General features: G+C 75.2%; 2 protein-coding genes. Both read right to left on the reverse strand.

Features of this window, described 5'->3' with window-relative positions; all coding sequences use genetic code 11:
• Positions 1-1596 (reverse strand): type I polyketide synthase (locus AC507J_RS31995; protein WP_496294259.1); only part of this gene is annotated, 1596 nt, incomplete at its 3' end.
• A complete protein-coding gene (locus AC507J_RS32000; RefSeq protein ID WP_496294260.1) occupies positions 1593-5585 on the reverse strand; it encodes an SDR family NAD(P)-dependent oxidoreductase in 3993 nt (1330 codons plus the stop codon). The genes AC507J_RS32000 and AC507J_RS31995, both read right to left, overlap by 4 nt.

Raw genomic sequence — 5585 nt, forward strand, 5'->3', positions numbered from 1 at the left:
GCCGGCGGCACCGACCACGCCGGACACCGGTGTGGCGGCGAGCAGTTCGGGGCGGTCCCGGCCGATCAGCACCTCCCGGTGGTCCAGGGCCGGGCGCCGCAGCAGTGACCGGGCGACGTCCTCGGGGGCGAGCTGCGGGTCGGCGGTCAGCCGGTCGAGTAGCCGCTGCCGCTGCTCGCGCAGTGCCGCGGGCGTCTTCGCGGAGAGCACCCAGGGCAGCGCCACCGGGCGCGTCTTTGACTCCGCATCCTCGGCCACCGGCGCCTGTTCCAGGATCACGTGCCCGTTGGTCCCGCTGTAGCCGAACGACGAGACCCCGGCGCGGCGCGGCTGGCCGGTCTCCGGCCAGGGACGCTGCTCGGTGAGCAGACGGACGTTGCCGGCCTGCCAGTCCACATGCGGGGTCGGCTCGTCGACGTGCAGGGTCGCGGGCAGCACCCCGTGCCGCATCGCCTGCACCATCTTGATCACCCCGCCGACACCGGCGGCGGCCTGGGTGTGCCCGAGGTTCGACTTGAGCGAGCCCAGCCAGAGCGGTTCGCCGTCGCGCCGGCCGTAGGTGGCAAGCACCGACTGCGCCTCGATCGGGTCGCCCAGCGTGGTGCCGGTGCCGTGCGCCTCCACCACGTCCACCTGGTCGGCGGCGAGTCGGGCGTCGGCAAGCGCCGCCCGGATCACCCGCTCCTGGGAGGGTCCGTTGGGCGCGGTCAGCCCGTTGGAGGCGCCGTCGGAGTTGATGGCCGAGCCGCGTACGACGGCGAGGATCTGGTGGCCGTTGGCGACCGCGTCGGAGAGCCGTTCCAGCACCAGGACACCCACGCCCTCGGCCCAGCCGGTGCCGTCGGCCGCGGCGGCGAACGACTTGCAGCGCCCGTCCGCAGCGAGGCCACGTTGGCGGCTGAACTCGACGAAGACGCTTGGGGTGGCCATCACCGTGACGCCGCCGGCCAGCGCCAGCGAGCACTCGCCGGAGCGCAGCGCCCGCACCGCCCAGTGCAGTGCCACAAGCGACGAGGAGCAGGCGGTGTCCAGCGTGATCGCCGGGCCCTCCAGCCCCAGCGTGTAGGCCACCCGGCCGGAGACGACGCTGCCGGTGCCGTGCCCGCCTGCGTAGTCGTGGTACATCACGCCGGCGTACACCCCGGTCGCGCTGCCCCGCAGCGACCGGGGGTCGAGGCCGGCGTCGGCGAGCGCCTGCCAGGAACTCTCCAGGAACAGCCGCTGCTGCGGGTCGGTGGTCAGCGCCTCACGCGGGCTGATCCCGAAGAACCCGGCGTCGAACCAGGCCGCGTCGAGCAGGAAACCCCCCTGCCGGGTGTACGAGGTGTCGGGGTGCTCCGGGTCCGGGTGGTAGAGGCGGTCGACGTCCCAGCCCCGGTCCCCCGGGAAGTCGCCGACCGCGTCGCCGCCGCGCAGCGTCAGGTCCCACAGGTCGGCCGGTGACTGCACCCCGCCCGGGTAGCGGCAGGCCATGCCGACGATCGCGATGGGTTCCCGGGCGGCGGCGAGCAGGGTGCGGTTCTGGTCGCGCAACCGTTCGGTCTCCTTGAGCGAGGCCCGGAGCGCGGCGACGATGCGGTCATCTGCGGTGCTCAACGATTCACTCCCGAGGTCGTCTGGTCGTCGGAACCCGCGTCGCCCAGGGCCAGGCTGATCAGGCTGTCGGTGTCCATGTCGTCGATGCCGTCGGCCGGAGCCGGTCCGGCGGCCGGTACGCCGGGGCCACCGCGCCCGGCGAGGTCCAGCAGGGCGTCCAGCAGTCCCGCGTCGCGCAGCCGGCCGAGCGGGATCGTGCCGAGCAGTGCGCGCACCTCGTGCTCGCCCTCGTCGTCGGTCGTCGCCGGCACCAGCCGGGCGGTGAGCATCTCGGCCAGCGCCATCGGGGTGGGATGGTCGAAGACGACGGTTGCGGGCAACGCGGTGCCGGTGGCGGCGGCCAACCGGTTGCGGAACTCGATCGCGGTGAGCGAGTCGAAGCCGAGTTCGCTGAAGGGCTGGTCGGGGGCGAGCGTGGCCGGCTGGGCGTGGCCCAGCACCAGGGCGGCCTGGGCCCGCACCACGTCCAGCACGGCGGCCGGCCGGTCGGCGGCGGGCAGTCCGGCCAGCCGGCGGACCAGCGCACCGGCGCCGATCGCGCCCTGCGCCGTACGGCGGTTGCGGGACGGGATCAGACCGGCGAAGAGCGGTGGCAGGTCGTCGGTCGTACCCCGGCCGGTGAGGTCCAGCTTGACCGGGGCGAGCACCGGATCCGGCAGGGCGAGGGCGGCGTCGAAGAGCCGCAGCCCCTCCTCAGCGGTCAGCGCGCCCACACCGTCTCGGGTCGTGCCGTCTTCGGTGGTCGCGGCGGCCATTCCGGCGGGCTCGGCCCACAGGCCCCAGGCCAACGACCGGGCGGCAAGGCCGTGTGCCCGCCGGTGCGCGGCGAGCCCGTCGAGGAAGGCGTTGGCCGCGGCGTAGTTGGCCTGGCCCGCGCCGCCGAGCAGACCGGCCGCCGAGGAGAAGAGCACGAACTCGGCGAGGTCGCGGTCGCGGGTGAGGGTGTGCAGGTGCCAGGCCGCCTCGGCCTTGGGTCGCAGCACCCGCTCCAGGCGGTCGGGGGTGAGCGCGTCGAGCACCCCGTCGTCGAGTACGCCTGCGGTGTGCACGACGCCGTCCAGTTCCGGGATGCCGTCGAGCAGCGCGGCCAGCGCGTCCCGGTCGGCGACGTCGCAGAGCGCGGTGGTCACCTCGGCGCCCAGCTCGGTCAGCTCCCGGGCCAGCTCGCCGGTGGTGGGTCGGCGTGCGGCCAGCACCAGCCGGCGGACCCCGTGGACGGTGACCAGGTGCCGGGCGAGCAGGCCGGCGAGGGCACCGCCGGCACCGGTGATCAGCACCGTTCCGGTCGCGGCCCAGCTGCCCGGCTGCTCCGGCACGGCCCGGCGGGTGAGCCGGGCGGCGCGCAGGCCGCCGTCGCGCAGGACCAGTTGCGGCTCGCCGAGGGCGGCCAGCGCCGGACCGTCGATCTCCGCACCGGCCTCCGCGTCGACAAGTACGACGCGGCCGGGGTGTTCAGCCTGGGCAGCCCGGACCAGACCCCAGACGGCCGCGCCGGCGAGGTCGGTGACGTCGTCGTCGGCGACCGGTACCGCGCCTCGGGTCACCACGACCAGCGCGGGGTTCTGCTCGTCGGCGAGGTGCCGCTGGAGCGTGGTGAGCATCTCGGTCGTGGCCGCCACGGGTGACCCGGTGGGTGCCGCCACGACGCGCACCGGTGCCGCCTCGGCGGCGGTGGCCGACACGGCGGTCCAGTCGAGATGGAACAGGCCGGCACCGGCGACGCTCGCCGGACGGTGCACCGCGACCGGGCGCAGGGTCAGCCGTTCCACCTCGACCACCGGGGCACCGGTGCCGTCGGTCAGGCGCAGGGTCACCGTGTCGGCCTCTCCGGCCACCGGGGCGACGTACACCCGGACCGCCTCGGCGCCGGTGGCGGCGAGGGTTGCGCCGGTGAAGCTGAACGGCACCCGGACCGTCCCGTCGTCGGAACCGGGCAGCAGGCCCACGGCGTGCAGGGTGGCGTCGAGCAGCGCGGGGTGCACGCCGAACCGGTCGCCGCCGGCACCGGCGGCCGCCGGCAGCACCACCTCGGCGAAGACCTCACCGGCCCGCCGCCAGGCGGCCCGCAGGCCCCGGAAGGCCGGACCGTACGCCAGGACGCTGTCGTCCCCGTCGTCGTAGCGGCCGTCCACGTCGACCGGTTCCGCGCCGGGTGGCGGCCACTCGGTGTGGCCGGGCCGGGTGTCACCGGTGGCCGGGCCGGCGGTGCCGGTCGCGTGCCGGGTCCACGGCTCGTCGTCGGCGGCACCGACCGGCCGTGAGTGCACGGAGAGGGTGTGTGTGCCGGTCTCGTCAGCCGCGCCGACGGCCACCTGGAGGCGGACCTCGCCGTGCTCGGCGACGGTCAGCGGCGCCTCCAGGGTGAGTTCGGCGACCCGTGCCGCACCGACCCGGTCGGCGGCCAGGAACGCCATGTCCAGCAGGGCGCTGCCGGGCAGTACGACGGCTCCACCGACGCGGTGGTCGGCCAGCCAGGGGTGAGTGGCCACGGAGAGGGTGCCGGTGAGCACCGCACCGGCGGCACCCGCCAGGTCGACCACCGAGTCGAGGATCGGGTGGGCGGCCGGATCCCCGCCGCCGGTACGCCGGGACAGCCAGTAGCGTTCGTGCTGGAAGGCGTAGGTGGGCAGCGGTACCCGCAGGTCCGCGCCGCCGACCACCGCGGCCCAGTCCAGGGCGGCGCCGGTGACGTGCAGCGCCGCCGCGGCCTCCAGCGCCGCCGCAGCCTCGTCCCGGCCCCGGCGGCTTACCGAGACGGAGAGCGCCTCGGGGGCCGACTCCTGGGCCAGGGCGGTCAGCACACCCGCCGGCCCGAGTTCGAGGAAGCGGGTGACTCCGAGCCCGGTCAGGGTACGCAGGCCGTCGTGGAACCGGACCGCGTCGCGGACGTGCCGGACCCAGTACTGCGGGGTACGGATCTCCGGGCCGGCGACCCGGCCGGTGCCGTTGGAGATCACCGGCAGGGTCGGCTCGTGGTAGTCGAGCCGCGCGACCACTGCGGCGAATTCGTCAAGCATCGGCTCCATCCGGGCCGAGTGGAAGGCGTGCGACACCTGGAGGCGCTTGGCCTTCACGCCGAGGCGTTCGACGAGCGCGGTGACCGCGGCCTCGTCGCCGGAGAGCACCACGGATTCCGGGCCGTTGACCGCGGCGAGGTCCACGCCGTCGCCGAGCAGCGGCCGGACGGTCTCCTCCGAGGCGTGCACGGCGGTCATCACGCCACCGGCGGGCAGCGCCTCCATCAGCCGGCCGCGCGCCTCGACCAGGGTGCAGGCGTCGGCCAGGCTGAACACGCCAGCGACGTGTGCCGCGGCGACCTCACCGATGGAGTGTCCGATCAGGGCGTGCGGCCGGAGCTGCCAGGACTCCACGAGCCGGTACAGCGCGACCTCGACCGCGAAGAGCGCGGCCTGGGCGTGCATGGTCCGGTCGAGCAGCTCCTGGTCGTCGCCCCAGACCACGTCCCGCACGTCGAGGTGCGCGCAGACCTCGTCGAAGGCCCGGGCGAACACCGGCTGCGTGGCGTACAGGTCGCGGCCCATCGCCAGGCGCTGCGAACCCTGGCCGGAGAACATCACGGCGAGCTTGCCGGCCGGTCCGGCGGATCCGGTCACGACGCCGGGCAGGTCCTCGCCGTCGATTACTGCGGCCAGGCCGGCGAGCAGTTCGTCGCGGTCCGTGCCGACGAGGACGACACGGTGGTCGAACCGGGTACGGCTGGCGAGCGAGCGGGCCACGTCGGCCGGTGCGGCCTCCGTCGTCGTCAGGTACGCGTGCAGCCGTTCGGCCTGGGCCCGCAGCGCGTCCGGGGTGCGGCCGCTCACCACCCACGCGGCGGGTCCGGTGGGGCCGGCGGGCGCCTCGGCGACCGGCTCCGGTGTCGGGGCCTGCTCGATGATCACGTGCGCATTCGTGCCGCTGATGCCGAACGAGGAGACTGCGGCGCGGCGGGGTCGGTTGGTTTCCGGCCAGGGTCGGGCCTCGGTCAA

The sequence above is a fragment of the Micromonospora sp. PRAS1 genome, assembly GCF_059553435.1.